Source organism: Flavobacterium rhamnosiphilum (assembly GCF_004349195.1).
GTDB classification, from domain to species: domain Bacteria; phylum Bacteroidota; class Bacteroidia; order Flavobacteriales; family Flavobacteriaceae; genus Flavobacterium; species Flavobacterium rhamnosiphilum.
The window spans coordinates 50,910-77,374 of record NZ_SMLG01000003.1 but is presented as its reverse complement, the minus strand read 5'-3'; the positions used below and the strand labels follow the sequence as shown (position 1 = coordinate 77,374).

The window sequence follows — 26,465 nt, the reverse complement described above, 5'->3', positions numbered from 1 at the left end:
TAATCTAAAAGGGCTAAACTTATAACTTCATCAATTATTTATTTATTTGATGAAGTTTTTTTTTTGAATGATTATGAAAAAGAATCTCTTGTTTTTCTTGTTTTTTTTGTTTGTTTCAGCAAACGCAGCTTTTGCGCAAACAAAAGTGAGCGGTATTGTGGTCGATAAATTGAATCAGCCTATTCCTTTTGCAAATGTGGTTTTCAAAGATTCCAGCGAAGGAATTGTTACCAATGAGGATGGTCGGTTTTACCTCGAATCCCAAAAAACATACACGACTTTAGTAATATCTTCAGTAGGTTTTTCCGAGAAGGAAATTATTTTAGATAAGCCTGTAAACTACAATTTCAAAATTCAGCTGAGCGAAGCCGAGAGCTTAAGCGAAGTAGTTGTTTTTGCCGGGAAGACGTCGAAAAAGAACAATCCTGCGTTAGATATTCTTAGAAAAATTTGGGAAAGAAAACGCAAAAACGGATTGCATTTGTTTGACCAATACCAGATGGAAAAGTATGAGAAAATAGAATTTGACATGAATTCTATTGACAGCGCTTTTATGAAAAGCAAACTTTTCAAAGGAATGGAGTTTATTTTCGATCAAATGGATACTTCCAGAGTAACCGGGAAAACCTATTTGCCTATTTTTATAAATGAATCGCTCCATGATGTTTATGGAGATAATAAATTAAAGAAAGTAAAAGAGAAAATAAAAGCCAATAAAACATCAGGGTTTAATGGAAATCAACAGATTTTGTCTTTTGTAAAAGACTTGTATTCCGATTATAATGTCTACAACAATTACTTGACTTTTTTTGACAAAAGCTTTACCAGCCCGTTATCTAAAACCGGGATTGATGTCTACAATTATGTGTTGAAAGACAGTGCTTACATTGATAAAAAATGGTGTTATAATATTGTTTTTTATCCAAGACGTAAAAACGAATTGACTTTCAAAGGGGATTTTTGGGTGAATGATTCGACGTTTGCCATCAAGAAAATCAATATGGCGGTTACCAAAAGCGCCAATATCAACTGGGTAAAAGATATTTATTTAGAGCAGGAATTTGAGGTGGTCAATGATTCTGTTTTCTTGCTGACGAAGGATTATTTGATGTCTGATTTTGCTTTAAACAAAAAAGAAAGTTCCAAAGGAGTTTATGGAAAGCGAACCACATTTTATAGAAATCATCAATTTAATAAGGAGCAACCAGTAGCTTTTTATAAAGATGAGGTCAATTATATGGATGATGAAGTCTACAATAAATCCGATGAATACTGGAACGAAAATCGTTTTGAAAACCTAAGCAAGGATGAATTGGGCGTTTATAAAATGCTGGATACGTTGCAGACGGTTAAAAAATTCAAGCAATTGTATAATTTAGTTTCCATCCTAGGCAGCGGTTATGTACAATTTGGTCATTTTGATTACGGACCTGTTTTTTCCACATTCGGATATAATGAAGTGGAAGGAGTGCGATTGCGAGTAGGAGGAAGAACGTATTTTGGACCTAATGATTCCTGGCGATTACAAGGCTATACCGCTTATGGTTTTGACGATGATAAATTCAAATACGGACTTTCAGGAAAATGGATGGTTGACAAGAAAAATCGAATTATTCTGTCCGGAGGGAATAGACGTGATATTGAACAAATAGGAGCAAGCCTGACCACAACAAATGATGTTTTGGGCAGAAGTTTTGCTTCATCAGCGGTGTTTTCATCAGGAAGTAATGGTAAATTGACCAATATTAATTTGACTAATATTGGATTTGAAATAGAGCCCGTTAAAAATTTAACCTTTCAAACAGGATTCTCTTACCGAACTTTAGAATCTGCTTCTACTACGTTTAGTTTAGATTATTATACTGACGCAACAAATACAGTTACCAAAAGTGATGTAAAACAATCAGAAGTAAATCTTCAAGTAGAATTCACGCCTAAGAGGAGAACCATTGGGGTCGGTGTGGAAAGAGACATTGTGGATAGCCATTTCAGTCGATTTTTTATCAACTACAGCCACGGTTTTAAGGGGTTGTTGAACAGCGATTTCAAATATGATAAAATACAGTTGTATTACAAACAGCCTATAATTATTGGGCCATTAGGACGTACGAATATAATTATGGAAGTAGGAAAAACGTTTGGTACTATACCTCTGGGATTAATGAGTGTTATTCCCGGAAATCAAACCTATTTTACAATAGAAAACACCTTTAGCAATCTTAATTTCTATGAGTTTGTATCGGATCAATATGTCACCTTACAATGGAATCATGACTTCCACGGGAGGTTTTTTTCGCGAATTCCGTTTATGCGTAAACTCAATTGGAGAGAAATTGTATCTGTAAAAGGGGTTTATGGAACCATTTCGGATGAAAATAGAGCAATTAATGCATCGGGTTTAATTTATAATGCACCCGAAAAAGGGTATTGGGAATACAGCGCAGGAATCGGGAATATCTTCAAAGTATTCCGTATCGATTTCGCTTGGCGCGGGAGTTATTTGAATACACCGGATACACAACGCTTTTCCATAAAAGGATCATTTGGATTTCATTTCTAAGAAAGAAACAACAAATTGTCATTCCGACGATAGGAGGAATTTGGAGCTATTCCGGCTGTACACTATATCTTTTCATAAGGCGAATAAAAATCGCCTTATGAAAAGGATGCCGTTTCCATCCGGGCTAAAAAACATCAGATTATGCAAGAAGCCATCGACTATCTTTTAGAAAAAGACACCATTTTCAAGTCAATTATAGAGCAATATGGAATGCCAACCATTCCCAAAAGGCCACAAGGTTTTGAGACTTTGGTATTGTTGATTTTAGAACAACAAGTGTCTATAGATTCGGCTAAAGCCACTTTTTTAAAAATAAAAGCCAGTCAAAAAACGGTAGTACCTGAAATTCTTCTTCAGGTATCCGATGCCGAATTTAGGAATCTTGGCGTAAGCCGTCAAAAAACGTCTTATATCAAAGCTTTGGCGACAGCCTTATTAAATAAAGATCTTGATTTAGAAAGTTTGCCAACCAAAACGGCTCAGCAAGTACGGGAAGAACTCATCAAGATCAAAGGAATAGGAAATTGGACGATTGATATCTATTTGATGTTTTGTCTGCAAGCCCCAGATTTATTGCCTTTAGGAGATATTGCGGTAGTGAATACCATAAAGGAATTGCTGGATATTCACGATAGAGGCGCCATGGAAATTCATACTATAAAATGGAGCCCGTATCGTTCTTTTGCAACCTATCTTTTATGGCATCATTATTTAAACAAACGAAATAGAACAGTGGTTTACTAATATGCTGTTTGTTAAAATTGGCTATATTCTAATTATTTACTAGCATTTTTTAAACTTATATCTTCTTAAACGCCTAGTTTGATAAAAAACACATTAAATTATTTAACCATATAAGCAATATAAGGACATATAATATCGACTTATTTACAATCGGGTGCATGATAAATTGCACTAGGGAGTACGACAAAATGCACTTTTTTATAAAATTAGAGATTTGTAAATTATCAACAATTAATTGCTCAATAATTCAGGAATGTGAATCGATTGTATCTCTCAAATTGAATGCATTCGCTCATTATCTCTTAATCTCATTGTTAAAATTAGAATAGAAGGTGCTATCTGTCGTGCATCCTTTACAATCCAACTTAAGTGAACTTATATTTCTTATATGGTTTGATTTTTTTGCTGTTAGTATTAGAATATAGCGTTAAAATTTAATCAAGAGATAACATCAATTTTTTATTGTGCAACCGTATAGTTTCCTTATTTTTGCAGCCATAATTATAGATAAGAAAAAACTAAAATGACTGCAGACAAATTAACAACTTTCGATGTCTTAATCGAAATACCAAGAGGAAGTAGAAATAAATACGAATATGATTTCGAAATAAAAAGAATGCGTTTTGACAGAATGTTATTCTCTTCGATGATGTATCCGGCTGATTACGGATTTATCCCGGAAACATTAGCATTAGACGGAGATCCATTAGATGTTTTGGTTTTGGTAACTGAACCAACTTTTCCTGGATGTGTAATGGAAGTAAAACCAATCGGTGTTTTCCACATGGCAGATGATAAAGGACCGGATGAAAAAGTAATCTGTGTACCCGTTTCAGATCCAATCTGGAATTCATTAAATGATTTATCAGATATGAATCCACACTTACTAAAAGAAATTGAACATTTCTTTCAAGTGTACAAAGATCTTGAAAACAAGAAGGTTGATGTAGGTGGTTGGGGAGATGTAAATGAAGCGTATGCCATTATTAGAGAGTGTACAGAGCGTTTTAATCAAATTGAGAACAAACCGGAAGGATTATTTAGTATTAAATAAATAACTTCTGTAATTTTTATAAAAAAAGCAACATTCTGTTAAGAGTGTTGCTTTTTTGTTTAAATTCGTTTTGTTACAGTATTAATTTTAACCAAAAAACCAAACCAAAATTATGAATACAATTATGATTTATTTGCCAATTGCCATGGCATTTATTGGACTGGCATTTATGTTTGCCAAGAGAAAATGGGTTTTAAAACAAGATGCCGGAGACGGCAAAATGAAAGAGATTTCAGATTACATCTACGAAGGGGCTTTGGCTTTCCTAAAAGCAGAATATAGGTTATTGACTTTCTTTGTAATTGGAGCAAGCGCTGTTTTAGCCGGAATTTCATTTATCGTTCCTACCACACATATATTAATAGTTGTTGCTTTTATTTTCGGTGCTTTTTTCTCGGCTTTAGCAGGGAATATGGGAATGAAAATCGCAACAAAAACTAATGTCAGAACTACGCAGGCTGCACGTACCAGTTTGCCACAAGCTCTAAAAGTTTCTTTTGGTGGCGGAACTGTAATGGGATTGGGAGTTGCTGGTTTAGCCGTTTTAGGGTTGACCACTTTCTTTATTTTCTTCTTCCACTTTTTTATGAATGGAGTTTGGACTTCTACTGAAGACATGACCATTGTATTGGAAACATTAGCCGGTTTCTCTCTTGGAGCAGAATCTATCGCTTTGTTTGCCAGAGTTGGTGGTGGAATTTATACAAAAGCTGCCGATGTTGGAGCTGATTTAGTAGGAAAAGTAGAAGCGGGAATCCCCGAAGATGACCCTCGTAATCCGGCTACAATTGCAGATAACGTAGGAGATAATGTAGGAGATGTTGCCGGAATGGGTGCCGATTTATTTGGTTCTTATGTTGCGACAGTTTTAGCGGCCATGGTTCTGGGGAATTATGTGATCAAAGACATGGGCGGAAATATTCAAGATGCTTTTGGCGGAATAGGACCTATTTTATTACCAATGGCAATCGCCGGTTTTGGAATTTTATTTTCTATCATCGGAACAATGCTAGTGAAAATTACAGATGATAATGCTAAAGAAGCACAAGTTCAAAAAGCATTGAATATAGGAAACTGGGTTTCTATTATTTTAACAGCTATCGCTTGTTTCTTTTTAGTACAATATATGTTGCCCGAAACCATGAAAATGGATTTCTTCGGAGAAGGGACTAAAGAAATTTCGTCAATGCGCGTTTTCTATGCTACAATCGTTGGATTAGTGGTTGGAGCCGTTATCTCATCTGTTACAGAATATTACACAGGATTGGGTACAAAACCAGTCATGGCAATTGTACAAAAATCAAGTACCGGAGCAGGAACAAACGTAATTGCAGGTTTGGCAACTGGAATGATTTCTACGTTTCCAACCGTTTTATTATTTGCTGCTGCAATTTGGACTTCGTATGCTTTTGCAGGATTTTATGGTGTGGCCTTGGCTGCTTCGGCGATGATGGCGACAACGGCGATGCAGTTGGCAATCGATGCTTTCGGACCCATATCGGATAACGCCGGTGGAATTGCTGAAATGAGTGAATTACCTAAAGAAGTGCGTACCAGAACGGATATTTTGGACTCAGTAGGAAATACAACGGCAGCAACAGGAAAAGGTTTTGCTATCGCTTCGGCGGCATTAACGTCATTGGCTTTATTCGCAGCGTATGTAACGTTTACAGGAATTGACGGAATCAATATTTTCAAAGCGCCTGTTTTAGCGATGCTATTTGTGGGCGGAATGATACCGGTAGTTTTCTCTGCTTTGGCCATGAATTCTGTTGGAAAAGCCGCGATGGACATGGTATATGAAGTGCGTCGTCAGTTCAGGGAGATTCCTGGAATTATGGAAGGAACCGGAAAACCGGAATATGCTAAATGTGTTGACATTTCTACCAAAGCTGCTTTGCGCGAAATGATGTTGCCGGGAATTTTGACTATTGGTTTTCCAATTGCCATTGTTCTTTTAGGTAAAATAGTGTACGCGGATAACAACCAATTAATTGCAGAAATGTTAGGAGGTTATATGGCTGGAGTTACCGTATCTGGTGTGCTTTGGGCTGTTTTTCAAAACAATGCCGGTGGTGCTTGGGACAACGCTAAGAAATCTTTTGAAGCAGGAGTTCTGATTAATGGTGAAATGACGTATAAAGGTTCTGATGCGCACAAAGCGGCAGTAACTGGAGATACTGTTGGAGATCCGTTCAAAGATACTTCTGGACCATCGATGAATATTTTAATTAAATTGACCTGTTTGATAGGTCTTGTAATTGCCCCAATTTTAGGAAATGGAAGTCATACTATTTCGGATAAAGCAGCTTTCCAAGCAGCCACTGAAATGGTTTCTAAAGAAGTTTCTATCGAAAAAACGAATGTTGATGGAAAAGTAAAAGCTACCATTAAAACAAGTATTAACGGGAAAGTTACTATTCAAAATTTTGAAGGGACGGATGAAGAAGTTCAAACTAAGATTGATTCTTTGAAGTAAAATATATTTGTTGCTAAATAAAAATGCCTCGCAATTGCGGGGCATTTTTAATTGAGATTATAAAATTATTGTTCTAATGCATATTCTTTGATTAAAGTTGAAGCTGGAATATGAAGTGTTTCTGTTAAAACTCTAATTTGTTTAATAGTTAAAGCTCTTTTGCGTTTAAAAATTTCAGTTACTCTAGAGCGACTATTTAAAATGACTCCTAAATCAGCATCTGTAAGTCCGTTTTGTTCCATCATGAACTTAATCGCTTCAATTGGATCTGGCTCAGGAATAGGATAATGTATTTGTTCATATTTTTCTATAAGAGTGACTAGGATATCTAATTCATCAGCTTCTTTTGTATTTGGTTTAGCATCAAAAAGAATGTTTATTCTTTCTAAAGCTAAATCATAATCTTTTTCTGTTTTTACAGGATTTATTTCCATTTTTTATAAGTTTTTAATGTCTTTATAAGTTGTCATATTTGGGATGCGTACCTATTTTGGAAAAAAAATATCTTTTTTGAATCTATTAATAAATTAATTCAAAAATATTTAGAAGATATTTTCTTTAAAGTTGGTCTTTAATCGTAATCAATTCTTTTTCAATATTTAGGTCGATAAAGTTAGATTTCAGCATACATTTCAAAAGTCTTTTTAAAAAAGTATTGGATAGTTTTTCTTTTAAAATAAGATTGTTCTCGTTGTATTTCAAAAAAGAAGATGTGTTTTCCTTACGAACATTATTTCTGAAAAATATAAAAGTGTCTTTGTCAAAACTAAATTGATTTTTCCCTAATGCTGTATTCTTTTGAATAAAAAAGTACGGAATGTTTCCCGCAACTAAGCAACCAAAATTCCCAGAGGGTAAATTCAATTTGTTTTGTGATGTTGTTAAAGTATGAATGATATAAGCAAACTCATCATTGCGATTTAATACAATCAGAAATTTGTCTTTACTACCATTTCCATCTTGAAACTGATAATCTTCAATTAATAATAAATGGCCTTGTTGTAAAATTTCGTCAAGCATGTCAATTCTAGCTAATGCTTTCTTGAAAAGCTAATGCTTCAAAAGAAGATTTTGCAGCCATTTGTAAAATAGGGTTGTTTTCTAATAAATCATTAAATTCAATGGAATGATTAGTGATTTTTCCTATTTGCTGAAAGTGATCTATTAAATTATGTTCGGAAACCATTTTATGCCAAAGCGATCCTTCTTCGTGTAGAAAATTAATTAACTCTGTTGCGTTCCAATTACCATATTTAAAAAGTATGGTTTCTAATAGATTTAATTCATATCTATTGAAAATGGTTTTGTCAAAATTACCATTAGGTTTTAAGAAAACTTCTTCAGAATTTCTATCAGTATTGAATTTTTTTTCTAGTTGAATGGAGTGTAGTAATGATAATTCTTTTCCTTGGTAACAAAAGACTTCTTGATGTTTGATTTCATTATAAACATCAATGGCAACGGGACCATTTTCCCAAACTTTGTAATCTAGCCAAGTTACAGGGGATCCTGTTTCCTTGATGGAAGTTTCGTCAAGAATGTACAATAGTTTTAACGTTTTGGTCATAGATAGATAGTCTATTTGTGACGCAAAATAGTTTAAAACATTGCCGATTTTATCGTTATTTATTCTTCTAAACATAAGTAAATATAAAGAAATATTTTAATATTCTTTGTTAAAGGACTGCAAATGTACGTTTTATTTAGTGATTTTTAAATCTAGTTGCTTTTAAAATAATAGAAGTTAGCTGTTTTTTTCTAAGAAATCAATTTGTAAATCTTTGATTAGCTCTTCAGCTTTAACGCCAAGAGCTGTAGCAATTTTTAACATCGTACTAATCTTCATTTCTTGAGAACCTTTAATGTATTTTCTTAAATTTTCAACATCCAATCCTGCATCGTGAGCTACGTTTTTTGGAACAAGATTTTTCTCTGCAATAATTCTTTTAATGTTATTGCCAATTTCTATAACTTCTTTAGGAATTTCCGATTTTCTAGTCCTTTTCATCGGAATAAATTTATGATGAGAAGGTTGTTTTTAATCGATTGTATTCAATCGATTGTTTGCAACCGATTTTATTTTTATATTTGAAAAAAATCAACTTCAAAATGCCTACACTAAACTGGATTGGTAAAGACAAAATTATCAATCATCATCAAGAAGTTCCCTATAAAGTCCTGAACCACGAATATGGTTTTTCTGAAAATGAAAAATCCGAAACTCCTGTTGCTTCTGGAAATCTTATTATAAATGGCGATAATCTGGAAGCGCTAAAATCTTTATTACCTAAATATGAAGGCAAAGTAAACTGTATTTATATCGACCCGCCCTACAATACAGGAAATGAAAGTTGGGTATACAATGATAATGTCAATTCTCCAAAAATTAAAAAATGGTTGGGAAAGGTTGTTGGTAAGGAAAGTGAAGATTTGACCCGACACGACAAATGGTTGTGTATGATGTATCCGCGATTGAAACTACTTCATAAATTATTAGCTAAAGATGGAGCGATTTTTATCTCTATCGATGATAATGAACAAGCTAATCTAAAGATAATAATGGACGAGATTTTTGGTAATGGTAATTTTGTCAATAATATAATTTGGCAAAGAGCTTACTCGCCTGTAAATACTAAAAAAAGATTTTCTGCTAATCACGATTTTATTCTTTGTTACACAAAAAGAATTGAAAAGGTTGAATTTGCATTAGAAAGAACAGATTTAGCGGATTCAAGATATACAAATTCTGATAATGATTTAAGAGGTGAATGGACTTCTGGGGACTTATCAGTTGGTCCAATTGTTGAAAAACAAGTCTATCCTATAACAAGTCCTAGTGGAAGAATAGTATATCCTCCAAAAGGATATTGTTGGCGAGTTACTGAAGAAAAGTTTTTTGAAATGATAAAAGACAATAGGATTTGGTTTGGTGAAAAAGGAGAAAATGTCCCAAGATTTAAACGTTTTAAAACAGAAGTTAAAGATGGTATAACGCCAATGACTGTTTGGACATACAAGGAAGTTGGACACACACAAGATGCTAAAAAAGAAATAAAAGGAATTTTTCCAGAAAGTGACATCCCATTTGATACACCGAAGTCTATAAAATTAATGGAAAGAATAGTTCAATTAGGCACAAACAAAAACTCCATAATCCTAGACAGTTTCGCAGGTTCAGGAACTACAGCACACGCCGTTTTAAATTTAAACAAACAAGACGGAGGCAATCGAAAATTCATTTTGATAGAGATGGAGGATTATGCAGAAACCATCACTGCCGAACGTGTCAAAAGAGTGATTAATGGTTATGCAGACAAAGATGGAACTGGTGGCAATTTTGATTATTATACTTTGGGCGAATCACTTTTTGATGCAAACAATAACCTCAATGAAATTGTAGGAGAAGAAAAAATCAGGGAATATGTTTGGTTTACTGAAACTCGAATTCCATATACAATTCAAAAATTGACTTCTCCATTTTTAGGAATTTATAACGACACTAGTTATTATTTTATCTACGAAAAAGACAGTTTGACTACGCTGGATTATGAGTCTTTAGCCGATTATGTACAACAAAAAGCCGAACGGTATATCATTTATGCTGATAATTGTTTGTTGCCCGAAATTTTTATGAGAGCCAAAAATATTGAATTCAAGAAAATCCCGAGAGATATAACTCGTTTTTAATTATGGAACTAAAAACCTATCAAAAGCAAGTCATTGACGATTTGCAACTGTATTTTGAGTATTTGCAAAACCATAAAAAAGCGGATAAAGCTTTCAATTCTTTTTGGCAGGAAAAAGTGGGTTTCTACAATCCATTAACTGGCGAAGGAATGCGTCCGTATCAAAATACCGTTCCAAATGCCGTTCATTTGAGTATAAAAGTGCCGACCGCTGGCGGGAAAACCTTTATTGCTTGTAATGCGTTGAAAACTATTTTTGATGCAATGCCAGACACTAAGGCAAGAGCAGTTGTATGGCTTGTGCCTTGGAGCAATTTATTAGACCAAACCGTAAAAAATCTTTCTAATCCGGATCATCCGTATTGTCAGAAACTAAATTCATTGTTCAATAACCGAGTTCAAGTGTATGAAAAACGAGATTTATTGCAAGGGGCTAATTTCAATCCATCATCGGTACAAGAGCAATTGAGTATAATGGTTGTAAATTTTGCTTCCATAAGAGCCAAGAATAAAGAGGACAGAAAATTTAATGAGCAAAATTCTAATTTATCCAGTTTTTCAGATTCTATTGATGATGAAATTGTTTTAGAGGGTACTGAAAAAGAAGCGTTAATTAATGTCATTAGAAGTTTAAATCCCATTTTGGTTGTCGATGAAAGTCACAATGCCGAAAGTGATTTGAGTGTGGAAATGTTGAACAATCTCAACCCAAGTTTCATTTTGGATTTGACAGCAACTCCCAAACAGAACGCTAATATTGTAAGTTTGGTTTCTGCTATTGAACTCAAAAAAGAGCACATGGTCAAGTTACCAGTCATCGTTTATAATCATCAAAACATTGAAGGCGTAATTGAAAGTGCGTTGCATTTGCAAAATAAATTGGAAACAGAAGCTAAAATTCTGGAAGAGAATGGAGGAAAATACATTCGTCCAATAGTCTTGTTTCAGGCTCAACCCAAAGGAAAAGAAGATAATACGACTTTTGACAAATTGAAAGCCCAATTGATTGCTGTTGGAATTCCCGAAGAGCAAATCAAAATCAAAACTGCCAATAAAGATGAGTTGAAAAATGAGGATTTAATGAGTGCGGCTTGCCCTGTTCGTTACATCATTACTATCAATGCATTGAAAGAAGGTTGGGATTGTCCGTTTGCTTATATTCTAGCTTCTTTGGCTGATAAATCTTCGGAAGTTGATGTTACGCAGATTTTGGGTCGTGTTTTGCGTCAGCCTTATGTGATGAAACACAACAGTACAATGTTGAATTTGTCTTATGTCATTACGGCTTCGGTTAAGTTTCAAAACACTTTGCAAAATATCATCAAAGGTTTGCAGCAATCAGGTTTTAGCGAAAAAGATTATCGTGAAAAAGACATAATGCCAGAATTTGTAAAAGAAGAAGTGAAGCAAGAAACATTAGATAATTTCTTTTTTCCTGAGCAGATAGAAGTTGTAGAAGAAGGTGTGATTGATGTTCAAAAAATTCATTTCAATCCCAATGAAATTAGCAACTCTCCTAATATTGCTGTATTTGAAATGGAAAAAATGGCAATTGAAGATAGTCTAAAAATGGAGATTCAAATTGCAAATCAAGATAATAATTCTAACACAGTTCAACAAATTTATTCTGAAGTTGGCATGAAAGTGAAACAATATAAAATGCGTGAAAGTGTTGCTGAGCAAGCACAAGAAATTGTATTGCCAAAATTTGTAGTTGAAGTTCCTCAAAATGAATTTCTCTTAATGGAACAAGGTGACACGCAATTGTTAGACAGGGTCAATCTTTTGAAAGATTTTAAGCTTTCGGATAAAGATATTCAAATTCCTTTTAAAAGTATTTCTTCTGATTTATATAAAATTGATACTGAAAAAACGAATGATGGCGGTTATAAAATGGTTTCGTTCAAAATAGAAAATATAGTTCAAGAAAAAATGGCGGAATACATTTTAGCTAAACCTAAAGAAGGACAAATTAAAGATTTAGCGCATTTTGTAGTCAAGCAAATTGATAAGTTACCACCCATTGCCGATAATGAAATTAAGAAATACGTCAATAGAATTTTAGAGAATATGTCTGCACAAGAATTGATTGATTTCAATCAATATAAATTGACATATTCTGATTCGATTAAGGAAAAAATCAATCAATTGGCCGATATTTATGCAGAAGAAAAGTTTAATGATTGGCTCGAAATCCCTAAAATTAAAACAGAACCCAATTGGAAATTTGAAAAAGCCATAATTCCGACAAGAATTGGAAATAACATTGGCAATTCATTGTATGTTCACGAAGGTGATATGAACGGATTAGAAGAGCAATTTATTTTGGAAATTTCCAGTTCATCAAATATTGCTTTTTGGCATCGCAATTTAGGAAGAGGTAAAGGTTTCTCCTTGAACGGTTATAAATCGAATCATTATCCCGATTTTATTCTGGTTACTAAAACCAATAAAGTAATCGTTGTTGAAACCAAAGGTTCTCATTTGAATAATCCTGATACCGCAGCAAAATTGAGGTTGGGGAAATCTTGGGCTCGGCTTTCGGGATCCAATTATAATTATATGATGGTTTTTGATGAAAATGCTATTGGTGGTGCTTATAATTTGGAGAAAGCAATTTCTTTGATAAAGCAGATGTAGATTTTTGGAAATCTTTGTAACAAAAAATGCCTCGCAATTGTGAGGCATTTTTGTTTGTAAAATGGAATAATTTTCTAGAATAATCCGTTCAATTCTGCGTCGATACGGTTAAAAATAGTTCCTAAATCTTCTGGATTGTCAACAAAGTTGATATTGTCGACATCAATAATCATTAATTTTCCTTTGTCGTAGGTTTGAATCCAACCTTCATAGCGTTCGTTCAAACGACTCAAATAATCAATAGATATTGAGTTTTCGTATTCACGACCACGTTTGTGTATTTGTCCGACTAAATTAGGGATAGAACTTCTTAAATAGATCAATAAATCAGGTGCTTTAACCGTAGATTCCATTAATTCAAAAAGAGAGGAATAATTCTGGAAATCACGATTGGTCATCAAGCCCATCGCGTAAAGGTTAGGCGCAAAAATATGAGCATCTTCATAAATAGTTCGGTCTTGTACGATTTTTTTACCGCTTTCACGAATTTGTATCACCTGACGGAAACGACTATTCAAGAAATATATTTGTAAATTAAAAGACCAACGTTCCATTTGATGATAAAAATCATCCAAGTACGGATTGTCAACTACGTCTTCAAAATGCGGTTCCCATTTGAAATGTTTCGCTAACAGACGTGTTAAAGTTGTTTTTCCGGAACCTATATTTCCTGCTATTGCTATGTGCATTACGGTATTGTGATTTTATAATTTGTAATTCCTGCTGATGTAAAAATAGATAAAATTTGGTCCTTGTAATAGAATTTTTTAAACGTTTTTTCTGAAATTTCAATTTCAGTTTTTTTACCTTTTTCTAAATCCTGCAAAATCAAAACAGAGTCCTTGGAATAAATAAACTGACTCTCATTAATAATTGCAATCGAATCAAAATCAGGAATTATTCCTTTACTTATTATTTTTCCAAAAATGTCACATACGTACCAGTTGTTTTTATTGTCAACCCAATGAAAGACATTGAAATCTGAAGAATAATTCTTGATGCTTTCTGTGAAAGGAACTGAAATGGTCTTGTACTCCTTGTTTAAATAATCATAGAGTCCCAGTTGCTGATTCATGCTGTTGTAAATCCACAACTGATTTTGAGATGCAATTCCAATTGCTACAATAGGAATTATACTTTCTGAAAAATTGATTTTTTGGGTTTCATTCAATTGATTGTCCAAAATAATAACAGTGTTGAAATTTTCGTAAAATAAGACGATTTTAAGGGGGTTTTGCAAGTCAACTTTGGTGATTTTACCCAAAGAAATATTTTTATATTCTAAAGTATCTCGCGTATTAATTTTAGAAAAAACATTGTTTTTAATGGAGTAATAAAAACCAAATGAATCGTATCCTAAAAACGCATCTCCATCAAAACGAATGGAATCAATTTTAAGGGAAGTTAGTTTTTGGTTCTGACTTGATACAACTGAGAACGAAGCAATAAACAGTAATAGCACTAATTTCTTCATGAAAGCGAAATTACAATTAAACCTTTTGTAATTAGGAATGTCTTATTATTATTTTAACAGAATACCAGTAACAAAAACAGTATTTTTCAGTCTTATTTATTAAAATCCAAAAGTATGTATAAAGTAATTTTCACATTAGTAGTAACAGTCGCATCATTTATGGGACTTCACGCTCAGGAATTTCAAGGAATGGCAGTTTACGAATCGAAAACGAGCACCTCCGATTTTAAAACGCGAATGGAAGGCAATAAGGACATGACTCCGGACATGCAAAAAAGAATCGAGGAAAGAATGAAGAAAATGTTCGAAAAAACATTCATTCTTAATTTTGATAAATCGGCATCAATATACAAAGAAGAAGAAAAGTTGGATACTCCGGGTCAAGGTGGTGGCGGAATGCGAATGATGATGTCTATGACCGGCGGCGGCGGAACGTATTATAAAAATGTAAAAGACAAATCGTATACCGTTGATAAAGAGTTCATGGGGAAAGAGTTTCTTATAAAAGATTCGTTGCCTAATTTGCAATGGAAAATGGAAAGTGAAACCCGTGTTATTGGTGGTTACAATTGTTTCAAAGCAACAGCTGTGCGTCCTGCAAGCAAAACAGATTTTAGAAATTTCAGACCCAAAAAAGAAGATGCCGCAGCAACAAAACCAGCGGGTGCAACTAAGAAAACAAATCTTATGGATGAGTTGGATATGCCTAAAGAAGTTACAATTACAGCTTGGTATACTCCTGAAATTCCAGTGAATCAAGGACCTGAAAACTACTGGGGATTGCCAGGTTTAATATTGGAAGTAAATGAAGGTAAAACGGTTACTTTATGTTCGAAAGTAGTTCTGAATCCTAAAGTTAAAACCGAAATAAAAGCGCCTACCAATGGAAAAGTGATTTCCCAAAAGGAGTATGACGAAACGGTTGTGAAAAAAATGGAAGAGATGCGCGAAATGAATCAAGGTCGCGGCGGAAATGGCGGGATGCACATGAGAATAGGAGGGTAATAATAAGCCAAATCAGAGTTTAAAATCAATACTATACGATTTCATCCATAATTCCTAAATGAAAAAACAATACCTTTTTTTATTTTTCTTTATCTCCGCAATTTCCTTTGCACAATCCGTTAAATTAGAAGGGTTAATTACCGATTCAAAAACAGTTGGTCTTGAAATGGCCAATGTTATGGCGGTTAATAAAGCCACAAAAGCGATGGATTCCTACGCCATAACAAATGACAAAGGGAAGTTTGTTCTTAATCTAAAACCAAATACTACGTATAGCTTAAAAATCAGTTATTTGGGAATGCAAAATAAAGAGCTGGAAATCACCACAACTTCAGAAAATAGCATTAAAAACATTGCGCTTGAAGAAGGCGGAATTGAATTAGACGGAGTCGAAATTGTTCGTGAAATGCCGGTTTCGATAAAAGGAGATACCATTGTTTATAATGCCGATTCTTTCAAATCCGGAACAGAACGAAAACTGGAAGACTTATTGAAAAAACTGCCTGGTGTTGAGGTAAACGCCGATGGGGAAGTGGAAGTCGAAGGAAAAAAAGTTTCCAAATTAATGGTGGAAGGCAAAGATTTTTTTGATGGCGACACTAAGTTGGGTGTAAAAAACATTCCTGCTGATGCCATTGATAAAATTCAAGTGTTGCGAAACTACAGCGAAATTGGTGCGCTAAAAGGAGTGGAGAACAATCAGGATAATATTGCGATGAATATCAAACTTAAATCAGGAAAGAAAAATTTCTGGTTTGGAGATATGACAGCCGGAATTGGAGTGGCACACGAGGAAAGTCGCTATTTGATCAACCCAAAATTGTTTTATTATAATCCAAAATACAGTATTAACTTAATTACGAATTTTAATAATATTGGGGAATTGCCTTTGACGGTTCAGGATTATTTTAAATTCACGGGCGGTTTTAGAGGCATGATGCAAAAAGGCGGTTCCAGTTTTAATGTGTCTTCGAATGATTTGGGTATTTCACTTTTAAGAAATAATAGAGCTAAGGAAATTGAGACTAAATTTGGAGCTACAAATTTTTCGTACAATGTAAATAAAGCGTGGACTTTAAGTGGTTTTGGAATTCTTTCTTCTTCTGAAACGGATTTAGAAACAAAGTCACAAACGAATATTTTACAGCCTAATTCTTCTGAAATTCTTTCTACAGAGAATCGTCAGGAAACCGCAAATCAAAAAAGTAATTTAGGATTATTCAAATTGAGTTCCAGCTATAAACCAACTACGAAGTTTCAATTTGATTATGATATACTGGCTAAATTGTCCAAACAAGACGAGAATAATTCGTTATTGAGAGAATCTATTGTCAGCAATAATGCTACAACTGAAAACATCAATACATTAAAAAAACAAGATCCAATTTCAGTAAATCAAAACCTGAGTTTGTATTATACGCAAAGCGATAAAAATATTTTTGCTTTCGAAATGCAACATTTGTACCAAGAGGAAGATCCTTTTTATAATGCTAATTTACAATCGCAACCTTTTAATTTAGCCGATTATATTTCTGGTCAAAATAGAAATAACATCAACCAAAGTCGTTTTGTAAAAACCAATAAGATTGACGCTAAATTGGATTATTATTACATGGTCACCCCAAAAAGTAACATCAATGTTACGTTAGGAAATACGTATTCCCATCAAAATTTCAATTCCAGTATTTTTCAGATTTTGGATAACGAAACGGTCAACAATTTAGATGATGTTGCGAATACAAATGATGTGAATTATAATTTTAATGACACGTTTTTGGGATTGCATTATAAGATTTTGAGTGGGAAATTCACTTTTACTCCTGGAGTAAGTCTGCATTCCTATACTATGACAAATGAGCAATTAGGAACCAATAATGGTCAAAATTTCTTCAGAGCATTGCCGGATTTCTTGGCGATTTATCAAATTAAAAAGTCGGAAACATTAACCTATAATTTTTCGTACACCAATAATTTCACCGATATTAATCAACTAGCCGAAGGATTTATTTTTTCAAATTACAACAGTTTGACAAAAGGAAACCGACTTTTAGAAAACGCTACGGCACAAGTACATTCGTTGCGTTACTTTAAATACAACATGTTTAATTTTGAAAATATTACCGCTTTTGTCAATTATTCCAGAAGAGTCGATGCGATAAAAACCCGAGCCGTATTCAACGGTGTAAATCAAACATCATCTCCTTTCAATTCTGATTTTGCCGATGAAACTTTGTCCGGAAATGGTTCTTACGGACGTTCTTTTTTGAAGAATTACAAAGCCTCTTTGGGAGCCAATTTAAATTGGTCAAAATTCAACAACATCCAGAATAATGTGTTCTCAACAAACGAGAGTTTTACTCAAAGTTATACTCTGAAAGCGTCTACGAATTACAAGAATATGCCCAATCTGGAGTTGGGGTATAATATTGTAACCAACGATTATAATAATGCTACTTTTTACACGGAAAAGCCTTTTACAAGACTGGATTATTTCTTCTTGAACAGTTTTTCATTTGTAGCGGAGTATGAGTTTTATCATTATTATAACAACACCAAAACAGTCAATAATGAATATGATTTCTTGAGTGCCAGTTTGATTTATCAAAAGAAAGGCAGCAAGTTAGAATATAAAGTTAGTGGGACTAATTTGTTGAACACGACCTCATTAAATGATGATAATTTCACTCAGTTTGCAACCAGAACCTCGCAATATACCGTTCAGCCACGGTATGTAATTTTTTCTTTAAAGTATAATTTGTAGTAAATTTGCCAGAAGATAAAAGGCCTTTGAAGTTTATTCTTCAAAGGCCTTTTTTTAGTTTTTAATTCCCAATAGGACTTTGATTTGGAACTGATTTACCGTTTTTTTATTTCCTTTTCTTTCTCCACCTACGTTCATGTAGTATATTAAAATCGTGTATTTAGGAGTTTCAATTTTTTGTGTAATCTTTTGTTTCCAATTTTCATTATAATCAAAATCTGGGGTTTGATTCACAAAATCAACAATCTTCAACGGAACAATGTCCTGATTGATTTGTAAGTCTACGCCGTATTCTTTTTTAGTAGAAATAATAGAATAAGACTTATTATCGATGGTAATACAATCGTTACATTCTAAATCTTCAGTATTCAAAATAGAAAAAGACATGTCATAACCTTGAATGTTTTCTATGTTTTGATTGTTGTTTTCGTAAAAATTATAAAAATACTCGGTGTTATTTCTTTCTTTTCTATCATAATCAGAACGATATTGAAGTCCTAATGCCATCATGATTTGGGAGGAGTTTGGATTTTTGTCCTTTTTAATCAGGGCAGTTAGTTTGTCTTTTGCAAATGGAAGAAGCACTTCTGAACCATAGTTTTCTTCTAAAAAATCCACGATACTGCTTAAATCTTGTTCTTGTTCGAAAGTAAGTTTTTCCTTTTCTATTTTTTGCAAATAGGACTCAAATCTGGAAAGCTGACTGTTTTTAGATATTGTATCTGCACTTTGTGGACCAAGAATGGTAAGCAAAGCTGTTATGCACATTGTGATAGGAATGAACTTTATTTTAGGTTCTTTTTTGATTATAAAATAGGCTACCACAATCGTTAACCAAATTGATAATGCCAATACATAATAACGTTCATGCGTAAATCCGTAGAGATTGATTCTATATAAAATAGCCCAAAACAACAATCCCAATAACGGGACTAATAAATAATAAAACCAACGGTTAAAGGTTCGCATCCAAAGATTTTCAGTTTCTTCGGCAATAGGATGTACGAGTAAAAAAGAGAGTATTCCAAAGATGGCAAAAACCAAAACGAGATTAGAAACCCAACCCACAGGCAAAGAAAGTGTGACTAAGATTTTAGTTTCATAACAAATCAAAATCACTAGATAAATGCTGATTAATGGAAGTAATACATATTGAGTGAAATTTTTAAGTCCTTTTGGATACTTTAAAATAAGTGGAGTCGATCCATTGTTGGTTTCTGGAACGCCGGATAAAAAGAAAAGGGTATTAAATATTCCTGCGATGATAAAAAATAGGTGAAGATATATTTTATCGTAAAAATCTACATTGAATAAATGATGTACCGCTAAAATAGCCAAGGATAATCCTGAATACAGCACAACGCTATACAAGCCAGCGGTTAGAATACGAAGGAAAAGTTGTTTGTTGAATTCCCAAAATTCCTCTTGGTCATAGGCTTTGGGTAAAAAACCAGCAAACGAAACCAGTAAATGGAATGCAATATCGAGTACTAAAAATTGCAATGCTTCTACATCCGTTATTTTTTCCGAAAAGCTAAATATAAAAGTAGTTACTAATCCGCCAAGTAGTAAACTCGTTAAAAATCGAATCCAACTGTTTTTCTGAGTCGCGGAGAAATATAAACTAACGGAAAGAAATAAAACCAAACACAGCGAGCAACACATGATGCTTTTAGTATAAAAATTCTCCATTGTATCATTTCTTTCCTCTGAGAGTGAAATTGCGAATACGGTCCCTAAAATTGTTAGTATGGTTTCCAGAGGGAATCTGAAAATGGTTTTTTGTGAAGCTAGTAATACGCTATGGAAAGAAGGGAATTTAGCCATAATTTTGGTAAGTTATTTTTTACTAAGTAAAGAATAATACCGCACATAGCCAAACAAAAACCCCGAAGTCTGCAGTAGCAGAATTCGGGGTTTGATATATAATCGGATTTAAATTGCTATGATTCTAAAACCAAAATTACAATCCAAATGCTGTTTTAACTTGCGCAACAAAATCTAGTTTTTCCCAAGTAAATAATTCAACAGTAACTGTTTTTTCGTTTCCACCTGGAGCAGAAAAAGTTTTAGTAACTGTTTCTGGTGTACGACCCATGTGCCCGTAAGCAGCAGTTTCGCTATAGATTGGGTTTCTTAATTTCAAACGTTGCTCAATAAAGTAAGGACGCATGTCAAAAATAGCTTCTACTTTTTTTGCAATTTCACCATTGGTCAAATTCACTTTTGAAGTTCCGTACGTATCAATAAAAATACCCATTGGTTTAGCAACTCCAATTGCATATGAAACCTGTACTAAAATCTCGTCAGCAACACCAGCTGCAACTAAATTTTTAGCGATATGACGGGTAGCATAAGCAGCACTTCTGTCTACTTTACTTGGGTCTTTTCCTGAGAATGCACCACCACCGTGAGCCCCTTTTCCACCGTAAGTATCCACAATGATTTTTCTTCCTGTCAATCCGGTATCTCCGTGAGGTCCTCCAATTACGAATTTCCCTGTTGGGTTGATATGGTATTGAATTTTATCATTGAATAAATGCGCGCTAGCAGGATTTTTTGCAATGATTCTTGGAATCAATATTTCGATGATGTCTTTTTTGATTTTTGCAAGCATCGTTGCTTCTTCATCAAAATCATCATGTTGTGTCGAGATTACAATAGCATCAATACGAGTTGGCTTATTGTCATCACTATATTCTAAAGTTACTTGTGATTTAGCATCAGGACGCAAATACGTGATTTCATTATTTTCACGTCTTAAAATAGCTAATTCCTGCAATAATTTATGAGATAAATCAAGTGCCAATGGCATGTAATTTGCTGTTTCATTTGTAGCGTAACCAAACATCATTCCTTGGTCACCAGCACCTTGTTCTTCTGGATTTGCTCTGTCAACACCTTGATTGATATCAGCAGATTGTTCGTGAATAGCAGAAAGAATTCCACAAGAATTGGCTTCAAACATGTATTCGCTTTTTGTGTAACCAATTTTTCGGATTACATCACGAGCGATTTGTTGCACGTCTAAATATGTATTTGATTTTACTTCACCAGCCAAAATTACCTGACCAGTAGTTACTAAAGTTTCGCAAGCTACTTTTGAGTCAGCATCAAATGCCAAAAAATTATCAATTAATGCATCCGAAATTTGATCTGCAATTTTGTCTGGATGTCCTTCGCTTACAGATTCTGACGTAAATAAATAGGCCATAATAATTATTATTTTAAAATTAAGCGAGAAAAAATAATTGCTGAAAAGGACTAAAGAAGAGTTTCTGCTTTAGCATTTTTTCTACTGAAAAATTTTCAGTATTCATAATGAATTGATTTCATTATGAAGAGGTTGCAATCAGTTCAAATTTTTCCTCTTGTATTCGGGTGCAAATGTATGAAACCATTTTGAATTGCAAATTAATCTTAACTTTTTTTTGCTGATAAATCTTTTCATCTGCTTATATAAATATAAAAGAGAGTGTGGGGTTCGTTTTTCTTTATATTTTTTTTGAAACTTATTTGGAAAATTCAGAAATAGTTAGCATATTTGTTACAACAAAAAACGAAAGATGAAATTTAATGTGTGTAATATGTCAAAAGCCATTCAGGAAAAATCCTGTGGGTCGTCTATTGCTTAAATTAAAATTTATATAGCAAAAGCCTCCCAAGAAAATGGGAGGCTTTTTTTTTGAACTCTATTTAGCTTAAAACAAAACAATATTAATTATAGAATGAATAACCTGAAAATCCAGAATACAAATAATTTTAAAGTCAAAAATATGATTTGTGCCAATGCCATTATGTGCATTCGTGTCTGTTGATTCCAAAAGTATAAGTTTATAACATAACTTAAAACCCCTTTTGGATACGTATCTAAAAGGGGTTTTTTCATTAAAATTAGTTTGCAAGTATAAGAAGATTTCAGAATTCAAAAACAATTTAAAACAAAACTAACATCGTAAATTCAAATAGTATGAGCACATTAAAACATTTCCCAAAGACATTACGGCTACTAAAAAGCTTTAGTTTCAGAACCAGAACAGAAAAGGAAAGCAATTCAAAAAACGAATTGACACATCCAAGATTTGAAATATCAAAAAATGATCCTTTGGCACAAAAAATAGTGCCGAGTTCATTACTATTTCAAATGTATTCAAAAGAAAATGAAGAACTTTTTATTTAAAAAAGTGATCGTTATTTTAGCTTTTGAATCTTCGATAGTAAATCTCAAATTATGATTTCGACGAAAGATAAAACCATGGTCTTGTGTTTTCTCTTTCGTCGGGATAATGATTGTACGTGTGATTTTTTTAAGTCAATTTGCAATAAATCAATTAGAACCAATTTGATAAAAATTTGGTTGTTAAAAAAAATAGTAGTTAATTTGTGCCTTTAAGTTCAAAAACGTATTGAAATGTTATAAAGAAAGGCAGAGGGATTAGACCCGATGAAGCCTTAGCAACCCTTCGATTTATCGAAGAAGGTGCTGCATTCTACCTTTATTCTGAATTATTTCAGAATCTAAAGGAAAGATAACACAAAGAATTCTTCTAGTTCACTTCTAGCTTTCTTTCTAATATTTCCAGACACAAATCAAAAATCATAAAAGATTTGAAATTGGAAAATAAACCAACATCTATTACATTACAAAATTTCACCACCGAAAGTGGGGCTTTTTATGCTATCTTAAACTTAAGTTTTCAAGTTTTTGGACCGGCGTTACATACAGCTCCTATCGTTTTGGTAAATCATGCATTGACTGGAAATTCCCAAGTTGTGGGAGACAAAGGCTGGTGGAATGATTTAATTGGTGCACACAAAACCATCGATACCAATAAATATACAATACTGGCTTTTAATGTTCCGGGAAATGGTTTTGATGATGCTACCATTGAAAATTATTCGGATTTTAATACCAGAGACATTGCCAGAATTTTTATTGAAGGCATTCGTTTTCTTAAAATAGAACGACTTTATGCTATTATTGGCGGTTCTGTAGGCGGAGGAATAGCTTGGGAATTGGTGGCTTTAGAGCCAAAAATCACGCAACATTTAATTCCTATTGCAACTGATTGGAAATCGACGGATTGGTTAATTGCCAATTGTTTTTTGCAGGAACAAATTTTGAATAATTCTTCAAAACCTATTGAAGATGCTCGAATTCATGCGATGCTTTGCTACCGAACTCCAGAATCTTTTGCTGCAAAATTTCAGAGAACCACCAATGAGAAATTAGCCATTTTCAATGTAGAAAGTTGGCTGGATCATCACGGTAAAAAGCTTCAAAAACGTTTTCAAATTTCATCTTATAAAATGATGAATCAATTGTTGAAGACGATAGATATTACTAGAAATAGCTTTTCATTCGAGGAAATAACGTCAAAAATTGAAGCTAATATCCATATCATCGGAATCAATTCAGACTTGTTTTTTACGGCAAATGAAAACAAAGCAACATACGAGGAATTAAAAAAATATAAAAATAATGTCACCTATCAGGAAATCGTTTCCATTCACGGACACGACGCTTTTTTGATAGAATACAAACAATTAGACAATTTGCTTCAGGATATATTCTAAGCCAAAAAAACACAACACAATGAAAATATTAAAATTTGGAGGTAAATCTTTATCAAATGGCGACGGAATAAATAAAGTAGTTACAATTATTACAGATAAAGTAAATCAAGGAGAGCAAATTGCTATTGTAGTATCGGCACGTGGAAATGCTACAGATGAGTTGGAAGAAATTTTGGATATTGCTTCTAAAAACGGAGACTACAAACCGCTTTTTGAGGATTTCAAAAAATACCAACAAGACGATTACCAAGAAGTAGATTTGTCTGAGGAATTCAATGTTTTGGAAAAATTATTCGAAGGCGTTAGTTTAATTGGCGATTACAGTAATAAAATTAAAGACCAGATTTTATCAAAAGGAGAATTGCTTTCTGCAAAATTACTGACGGCTATTTTGGTTGAAAATGGAATAAATGCCCGTTTTGCCGATACTCGAGAATTGATAAAAACCGATTCGAAATTTGGTGATGCACAACCTTTGGAACAAATTTCGAAGAAAAATGTAATCAATTATTTCAAACAAAATAACGGAACAACCGTAAACATTGTTACGGGTTTCATAGGTTCTAATAACAATAATGACACGACCACTTTAGGAAGAAATGGCAGTAATTACACCGCTTCCTTAATTGCGAATTACTTAAATGCGGACGAATTACAGAATTATACACACGTAGACGGAATTTATACCGCGAATCCGGATTTAGTGCTTGATGCTAAAAAAATTGACCATTTGACTTTTAACGAGGCGAATGAGTTGGCTAATTTTGGCGCGACAATTCTTCATGCAAAAACCATTATTCCTTTGTTGGAAAAAAACATTCCACTTCGTATTTTGAACACATTCAACCACGAGAATAAAGGAACATTAATCACATCCAATTCTAACAAAGAAGGAATTAAAACACTTTCGGTACTTGAAAATGTTTCGTTAGTGAATCTGGAAGGAAGAGGATTGCTGGGAAAAACTGGCGTTGATGCCCGTATTTTTAGAGTGATGGGAGACAATGATATTAGCGTAAGCATCATTTCTCAAGGTTCTTCAGAAAGAGGGATTGGTTTGGTAGTTGCCGCTGATAAAGCAACTAAAGCAATGATTGAATTAGAGAAAGAATTCGAAAATGATTTCTATTCAAAAGATGTGAATAAAATCACGGTAACCGATAATGTTTCGGTAATTTCTATCATTGGCCAGGATTTGAGTACGTTTCACAAGCCATATACGGCGTTGATAAAAAATAAAATTGTCCCGATTCTTTTCAATAATACGGTTACGGGCAAAAACGTGAGTTTAGTTGTCAAAAAATCGCAACTGAACAAAGCCTTAAACGTGATTCACGGGGAGATTTTTGGAGTTTCAAAGAAAATCAATATCGCTATTTTCGGACATGGATTAGTAGGCGGAACTTTGATTAACCAAATATTGGAATCGGCAGCAACTATCGAGAAAAGAAAAGACATCAAACTGAATGTTTTTGCTATTGCGAATTCAAGTAATGTACTTTTAAATAAAAACGGCGTTACTCCAAATTGGAAAAATGAAATTCAAAACAATGGCTTTTCTTACACTATTGATGATGTAATTGCTTACGCAAATGAGCATCATTTGGAGAACTTGATTGCGATTGATAACACGGCAAGTGCCACATTTGTTGAAAATTATATTCCTCTGGCAGAAAGCAGTTTCGATTTGATTTCTTCTAATAAAGTTGCCAATACGCTAAGTTATAGTTTTTATAAAAAATTGCGAAAAGTATTAGCGGATAATCAAAAGAGTTATCTTTATGAAACCAATGTTGGAGCTGGATTACCGTTGATTGATACGATTAAATTATTGCACCTTTCAGGTGAAAATATCACGAAGATTAAAGGTGTTTTCTCTGGAACATTGAGTTATTTGTTCAATAATTTTTCTGCAAAAGACGCTTCGTTCAGCGAAATATTGAAGGAAGCAATTGATAATGGATACACCGAGCCAGATCCAAGAGAAGATTTATGTGGGAATGATGTTGGTCGAAAATTATTGATTTTGGCAAGAGAATTAGACTTGCAAAATGAGTTTGAAGAAGTTGATATTCAAAATTTAATCCCAGAGCATTTACGGGAAGGTGATGTTTCTGATTTTCTAAATAAACTGACTGAATTTGATCCGATTTATGCTAAAATAAAAGAGGAACAAAAACCAAACCACGTGTTGCGATATATAGGTGAATTGTCAGGCGATTTGCAAAATGATAAAGGAAATCTGGAAGTAAAACTAGTTTCTGTACCATCAGATACGGCTTTAGGCGGATTGAAAGGTTCTGATTCTTTCTTCGAAATTTACACGGAATCATATGGCGACAGACCAATTGTGATTCAAGGCGCAGGCGCAGGATCAGCAGTGACGGCGAGAGGTGTTTTTGGAGATATTTTGAGATTGTCGGATAAAGGGTAATGATTTAAGATTTTTAGAAGTATTAAAAAAAGCAATGTTTTATGAAGCATG

General features: G+C 33.6%; 19 protein-coding genes and 1 riboswitch. Of the genes, 11 read left to right on the top strand and 8 right to left on the bottom strand.

All coding sequences use genetic code 11. The features are described from left to right. Positions 1 to 73 precede the first annotated feature (73 nt). From E0I26_RS05385 to E0I26_RS05370, 4 genes are all read left to right on the top strand, one after another. Positions 74 to 2,560 carry a DUF5686 and carboxypeptidase-like regulatory domain-containing protein gene (locus E0I26_RS05385; RefSeq protein WP_131915478.1) on the top strand — a complete coding sequence of 829 codons (2,487 nt, stop codon included), beginning with the start codon at positions 74 to 76 and terminating at the stop codon, positions 2,558 to 2,560. Positions 2,561 to 2,701: 141 nt separating this feature from the next. Further along, the gene (locus tag E0I26_RS05380) at positions 2,702 to 3,304 is read left to right on the top strand and encodes a DNA-3-methyladenine glycosylase family protein (RefSeq protein WP_131915477.1); all 603 of its coding nucleotides are present in this window, start codon (positions 2,702 to 2,704) and stop codon (positions 3,302 to 3,304) included. Positions 3,305 to 3,827: 523 nt separating this feature from the next. Then, positions 3,828 to 4,358 carry an inorganic diphosphatase gene (locus E0I26_RS05375; protein WP_131915476.1) on the top strand — a complete coding sequence of 177 codons (531 nt, stop codon included), beginning with the start codon at positions 3,828 to 3,830 and terminating at the stop codon, positions 4,356 to 4,358. A 112-nt stretch (positions 4,359 to 4,470) separates the two neighbouring features. Then, complete coding sequence (locus E0I26_RS05370; protein WP_131915475.1) at positions 4,471 to 6,837, top strand: sodium-translocating pyrophosphatase; 2,367 nt, start codon at positions 4,471 to 4,473, stop codon at positions 6,835 to 6,837. Positions 6,838 to 6,902: 65 nt separating this feature from the next. Here E0I26_RS05370 and E0I26_RS05365 read toward each other — a convergent pair whose 3' ends face one another. From E0I26_RS05365 to E0I26_RS05350, 4 genes are all read right to left on the bottom strand, one after another. After that, the gene (locus E0I26_RS05365) at positions 6,903 to 7,271 is read right to left on the bottom strand and encodes a helix-turn-helix domain-containing protein (RefSeq protein ID WP_131915474.1); all 369 of its coding nucleotides are present in this window, start codon (positions 7,269 to 7,271) and stop codon (positions 6,903 to 6,905) included. A 124-nt stretch (positions 7,272 to 7,395) separates the two neighbouring features. Beyond that, a complete protein-coding gene (locus E0I26_RS05360; protein ID WP_131915473.1) occupies positions 7,396 to 7,857 on the bottom strand; it encodes a hypothetical protein in 462 nt (153 codons plus the stop codon). 7 nt (positions 7,858 to 7,864) lie between these two features. Beyond that, a complete protein-coding gene (locus tag E0I26_RS05355) occupies positions 7,865 to 8,404 on the bottom strand; it encodes a Panacea domain-containing protein (protein ID WP_165929411.1) in 540 nt (179 codons plus the stop codon). Positions 8,405 to 8,581: 177 nt separating this feature from the next. Continuing rightward, on the bottom strand, positions 8,582 to 8,845 hold the full coding sequence (locus E0I26_RS05350; protein WP_131915471.1) for a helix-turn-helix domain-containing protein: 264 nt from the start codon (positions 8,843 to 8,845) through the stop codon (positions 8,582 to 8,584). Positions 8,846 to 8,946: 101 nt separating this feature from the next. On the opposite strand from E0I26_RS05350, the gene E0I26_RS05345 reads away from it, so the two are divergent. Beyond that, on the top strand, positions 8,947 to 10,524 hold the full coding sequence (locus E0I26_RS05345) for a site-specific DNA-methyltransferase (protein ID WP_131915470.1): 1,578 nt from the start codon (positions 8,947 to 8,949) through the stop codon (positions 10,522 to 10,524). A 2-nt stretch (positions 10,525 to 10,526) separates the two neighbouring features. Beyond that, positions 10,527 to 13,163 (top strand): DEAD/DEAH box helicase, encoded by a 2,637-nt coding sequence (locus tag E0I26_RS05340; protein WP_131915469.1) that lies wholly within the window; start codon positions 10,527 to 10,529, stop codon positions 13,161 to 13,163. Positions 13,164 to 13,237: 74 nt separating this feature from the next. On the opposite strand, the gene E0I26_RS05335 is transcribed toward E0I26_RS05340, so the two are convergent. Together E0I26_RS05335 and E0I26_RS05330 are read right to left on the bottom strand one after the other, a co-directional pair. Continuing rightward, positions 13,238 to 13,852: a deoxynucleoside kinase gene (locus E0I26_RS05335; protein WP_131915468.1), complete on the bottom strand. Its 615-nt coding sequence runs from the start codon at positions 13,850 to 13,852 to the stop codon at positions 13,238 to 13,240. Beyond that, positions 13,852 to 14,637: a hypothetical protein gene (locus E0I26_RS05330; RefSeq protein ID WP_131915467.1), complete on the bottom strand. Its 786-nt coding sequence runs from the start codon at positions 14,635 to 14,637 to the stop codon at positions 13,852 to 13,854. Before E0I26_RS05330 ends, E0I26_RS05335 begins: the two co-directional genes overlap by 1 nt. 114 nt (positions 14,638 to 14,751) lie before the next feature. On the opposite strand from E0I26_RS05330, the gene E0I26_RS05325 reads away from it, so the two are divergent. Together E0I26_RS05325 and E0I26_RS05320 are read left to right on the top strand one after the other, a co-directional pair. Then, positions 14,752 to 15,642: a GLPGLI family protein gene (locus tag E0I26_RS05325; RefSeq protein WP_131915466.1), complete on the top strand. Its 891-nt coding sequence runs from the start codon at positions 14,752 to 14,754 to the stop codon at positions 15,640 to 15,642. A gap of 58 nt (positions 15,643 to 15,700) precedes the next feature. Continuing rightward, entirely contained in the window at positions 15,701 to 18,403 is a 2,703-nt protein-coding gene (locus tag E0I26_RS05320) for a carboxypeptidase-like regulatory domain-containing protein (RefSeq protein WP_131915465.1), read from the top strand. Positions 18,404 to 18,457: 54 nt separating this feature from the next. Here E0I26_RS05320 and E0I26_RS05315 read toward each other — a convergent pair whose 3' ends face one another. Next, positions 18,458 to 20,230: a DUF4153 domain-containing protein gene (locus tag E0I26_RS05315; protein ID WP_131915464.1), complete on the bottom strand. Its 1,773-nt coding sequence runs from the start codon at positions 20,228 to 20,230 to the stop codon at positions 18,458 to 18,460. A gap of 136 nt (positions 20,231 to 20,366) precedes the next feature. Next, positions 20,367 to 21,617 (bottom strand): methionine adenosyltransferase, encoded by a 1,251-nt coding sequence (gene metK / locus E0I26_RS05310; RefSeq protein ID WP_131915463.1) that lies wholly within the window; start codon positions 21,615 to 21,617, stop codon positions 20,367 to 20,369. Between the two features lie 756 nt (positions 21,618 to 22,373). Here metK and E0I26_RS05305 point away from each other — a divergent pair. The 3 genes from E0I26_RS05305 (at position 22,374) to thrA (ending at position 26,414) form a co-directional block, all read left to right on the top strand. Beyond that, the gene (locus tag E0I26_RS05305) at positions 22,374 to 22,583 is read left to right on the top strand and encodes a hypothetical protein (RefSeq protein ID WP_131915462.1); all 210 of its coding nucleotides are present in this window, start codon (positions 22,374 to 22,376) and stop codon (positions 22,581 to 22,583) included. Positions 22,584 to 22,814: 231 nt separating this feature from the next. Continuing rightward, a riboswitch (SAM riboswitch) is annotated at positions 22,815 to 22,939 on the top strand. 78 nt (positions 22,940 to 23,017) lie between these two features. Then, entirely contained in the window at positions 23,018 to 23,980 is a 963-nt protein-coding gene (locus tag E0I26_RS05300) for an alpha/beta fold hydrolase (RefSeq protein ID WP_235831716.1), read from the top strand. Positions 23,981 to 23,999: 19 nt separating this feature from the next. Then, the gene (thrA, locus tag E0I26_RS05295; protein WP_131915460.1) at positions 24,000 to 26,414 is read left to right on the top strand and encodes a bifunctional aspartate kinase/homoserine dehydrogenase I; all 2,415 of its coding nucleotides are present in this window, start codon (positions 24,000 to 24,002) and stop codon (positions 26,412 to 26,414) included. The last annotated feature ends 51 nt before the right edge of the window (positions 26,415 to 26,465 follow it).